The sequence below is a fragment of the Streptomyces sp. NPDC059679 genome (genome assembly GCF_042734105.1).
Classification (GTDB): domain Bacteria; phylum Actinomycetota; class Actinomycetes; order Streptomycetales; family Streptomycetaceae; genus Streptomyces.
The window spans coordinates 1-3,259 of the sequence record NZ_JBHWES010000175.1 but is presented as its reverse complement, the minus strand read 5'-3'; the positions used below and the strand labels follow the sequence as shown (position 1 = coordinate 3,259).

Sequence of the window (3,259 nt, the reverse complement as noted above, 5' to 3'; positions counted from 1 at the left end):
TCGTTGCCTTGGTGGGCGTAGAGGGTGAACAGTTCCCGCATGAGGACGGGGAGGGACCAGCCGTCGAGGAGGATGTGGTGGTTGGTGAAGATCAGACGGTAGGACTGTGGCGCGAGGCGGATCAGGGTGAACCGGATCAGCGGCGGCTCGTCCAGCTGGAACCGACGGCCCAGGTCCTCCTCCAGCCAGGTGGCGAGAGAGCTCTCGTGCGCATCGGGGTCGAGATGCGTCCAGTCGATCTCCTCCCACGGCAGTTCCACCTCGCGGGGAACGACCTGCACCGGGCGTGACAGGCCCTCGTGAAGGAATCCGGCCCGTAGATTCGCATGGCGGCGAAGAAGCGCCCGCACGGCAGCCTTGAGAACCGGTATATCCAGTGGCCCTTCCACCCGGAAGGAGAACTGGGTCGTGTACACGTCCCGGCCATCGGTGTCGTAGAGAGCGTGGAAGAGCAGGCCTTCCTGCAACGGCGCGAGAGGAAGAATGTCTTCCAGTTCGTGCTGAGTCACTTCTTCTTCCTCCACACCTTTTCCAGACGGTCGATGTCCGCCTGGTTGATTCCGAGTAGGGGCAGGTCCGAGGGGGTACGGCCACCGGCGTCGGGGCGGGTGGCGTGGCGGGTGAGAGCCGTCAGCGCCTGGTGGTAGCCGTCGGCGAGTTGCTGGATCTCCCCACGGGTGAGAATGGCGTCCGGCCAGGTGAAGGTGGTGGTGAGGGTCGGGCCCTGTGGTGTGTCCTGGGTGAGTGAGCCGATGGCCAGGGTGTGAGACAGGGCCATACGGGGGTCGGCGCCGGAGCCTGCCGCGGTGGACTCGGCGGCCGGTGCCCAATGGGCGGCCTGCCCGATGGGGAGGCGGCCGAGGTAGTTGAACCCGATCTGCGGGGCGGGGAGGTCGGCGAGGCCGGGGCAGGTGGCGGGGTTGAGATAGCGCAGGAGTCCGTAGCCCATCCCGTCCTGCGGAATGGCGCGGAGTTGTTCCTTGACGCGCTTGAGGACACGCCCCAGGTCGTCCCCGCCACCCCATGCCTGAGCTTCATCGAAGCTTCCGGGGTCCAGCCTGACCGGGTATTGAGAGGTGAACCAGCCCACCGTCCGGGAAAGCTCGGCTGCCGTGATGCGCTCATGGCGTCCGTGGCTTTCAAGGTCGACCAGCACTCCGCCATCTCCGCCGTCTCCGCCACGTCGGCCGCGCTCGGCCCGCCAACGGAGCACGGCCAGTGTCAGGGCGGTCAGCAGGACATCGTTGACACCGGCGTGGAACAGGGTGGGGACCTGGGTGAGCAGAGGCTCGGTCTGCTCCGGGTCCAGGGTCACCGTCAGGCGTTGCGCGGTGTCGAGGGTGTCCCGGGCGGGGTCCAGGGGTCGGGTACCGAGTTGTGGCTCGGGCGATCGGAGGATGCCCTGCCACAGGGGGAGTTCCCGCTCCTGCTCCGGATCCTGGGCGTACGCGGTCAGATCGCTGGCCCATTGACGGAAAGGGGTGCCTATCGGCTGGAGTGTGGGGGTGGTCTGCGCGGTGGCTGCTTCCCAGGCGGTCTGGAGGTCGGGGAGCAGGATTCGCCAGGACACCCCGTCGACGACGAGGTGATGCACGACGATCAGCAGCCGTCCGGCCGTCTCGGGGCCGGCGTCGAACCACACGGCCTGAACCATCGCCCCCGACCTGGGCGAAAGCCGCTCCCGGGCGGACTCTGCCTCCGCCGCGATGACCTTGCTCAGAGCATCGTCGGCCAGACCGGAAACGTTGATGCGTTGCACGCACTCTGCCGCCCGCACCGCGCCAGCAGCGGGAATCTCCAGCTCCCAGGCGTCGCCCTCCCGCTCCACGAGGCTGGCGCGGAGAGCGTCGTGGTGGTCCAGCACGGCCTGCACCGCCACGATCAGATTGTCCAGGCCCAGCCGCTCAGGAACCTGGAGCAGCACGCCCTGGCTGAACCGCTCCACCGGCCCGCCACGCTCACGTAGTTGGTGCATGATCGGCGTCGGCACCACGGTGCCGAGAGCTTGGTCGGCGTCCCCGCTCGGAGCTGTGGCGCCGATTTCCGTGGCGACCCGGGCGAGGGCTTCCACGGTCTTACGCTCGAACACATCCCGCGGCGTGAACACCAAACCCACCGCCCGCGCACGAGCAACCAACTGGATCGACACAATACTGTCACCACCCAGATCGAAGAAGCTGTCGTCGATGCTGACGTTGGGTGTGGCGAGGACGTCGGCGAAGAGTGTGCACAGGGTCTGTTCGCGTGGTGTGCGGGGGGTACGTCCGGTGGCGGATGGGGTGTAGTCGGGGGCGGGGAGGGCGTTGCGGTCGAGCTTCCCGTTGGGGGTGAGTGGCAGGTGGTCGAGGGTGATGAGTGCGGTGGGCACCATGTAGTCGGGGAGCCGGTCCCTGACGGTGTGCAGTGCCTGAGCGGTGTCGACCCCTGCTTGCGCGTTGGTGGGTACGGCATAGGCCACGAGCCGTTTCTCCCCCGGCTGGTCCTCGCGCACGAGCACGGCGGCTTGAGCGACCGCGTCATGAGCGGTCAGGACGGCTTCGATCTCCCCGGGCTCGATACGGAAGCCGCGGATTTTGACCTGGGTGTCGGTGCGGCCGAGGTGTTCGAGTGTGCCGTCGTGGTTCCAGCGGGCGAGGTCGCCGGTGCGGTACATGCGGGAGCCGGGCGGGCCGAACGGATCCGGGACGAAACGCCCGGCCGTGGTGGCGGGCTGGTTGACGTAGCCGTGCGCCAGGCCGGTCCCGGCGATGTACAGCTCGCCCGCCACCCCCGCCGGCACCGGGCGCAGGGCGCTGTCCAGAACGTAAGTGCGGGTGTTGTCCATGGGCCGGCCGATGGGGACTGAGGTGCCGGGTGGTGTGGCGGGGGTCATGAGGTGCTGGGTGGCGCACAGGGTGATCTCCGTAGGCCCGTACAGGGCACGCACCCTCACCTGCGGACACGCCTGCAGAACCCGCTGGACGGCCGTGGGGGAGACCACGTCACCGCCGGTCAGCACCTCCCGGACCTGGCCGAAACACCCGGGATCCTCCTCCGCGATCACCCGGAACAGCCCCGCCGTCACATGCACCGCACTCACCCCGCCACCCGCCACCAGCCCACGCAGCGCCTGAGTGTCGATCTGTTCGTTGGGCGCTACGACGATCCTGCCGCCGGAGAGCAGCGGCACCCAGATCTCGTAGTTGGAGGCGTCGAAGGCGTGCGGGGCGTGCATCAGCACCCGCTGGTGTGCGGTGTCGGCCCACGCCCTGTCGAGGGC

2 protein-coding genes are annotated in these 3,259 nt (G+C 68.5%); both read right to left on the bottom strand.

All coding sequences use genetic code 11. The features are described 5' to 3' along the window. Window positions 1-509, bottom strand: a 509-nt coding sequence (locus ACFV2X_RS55430) for a condensation domain-containing protein (protein WP_385631909.1), incomplete at its 3' end; no start/stop codon positions are given. Then, window positions 506-3,259, bottom strand: a 2,754-nt coding sequence (locus ACFV2X_RS55425; RefSeq protein WP_385631906.1) for a condensation domain-containing protein, incomplete at its 5' end; no start/stop codon positions are given. The genes ACFV2X_RS55425 and ACFV2X_RS55430, both read right to left, overlap by 4 nt.